Origin of the sequence: Bacillus sp. SIMBA_074 (assembly GCF_046534555.1) — a bacterium.
GTDB classification, from domain to species: Bacteria; Bacillota; Bacilli; order Bacillales; family Bacillaceae_G; genus Bacillus_A; species Bacillus_A mycoides.
Map to the genome: position 1 here is coordinate 1 of NZ_JAWRYM010001212.1, position 237 is coordinate 237.

The window sequence follows — 237 nt, forward strand, 5'->3', positions numbered from 1 at the left end:
CTCCGCACGAATCGAAGGAGGCGTTAACATCCCGACATTTTGGCCGACGACTTCCTGCTTGGCGTAGCCCAACATCGTTAAGGCAAAGGGGTTGATGCTTAACACATTCCCCAGGTGGTCAATGCGCACAATGCCGGTGGCGCTTTCATTAAACAGCGCCTCGTAGCGGCGGGTGGTTTGCGAGAGGGTGTAGCGCATCTGGTGTTGGCGTAACAGCTCGTCCACTTGGCCCGCTAG

The 237-nt window shown here is 57.0% G+C and carries 1 protein-coding gene; it reads right to left on the minus strand.

Features of this window, described 5'->3' with window-relative positions; translation table 11 throughout:
• Positions 1-225 (minus strand): PAS domain S-box protein (locus SB773_RS34580; RefSeq protein WP_410595059.1); only part of this gene is annotated, 225 nt, incomplete at its 3' end.
• Between the last annotated feature and the right edge of the window lie 12 nt (positions 226-237).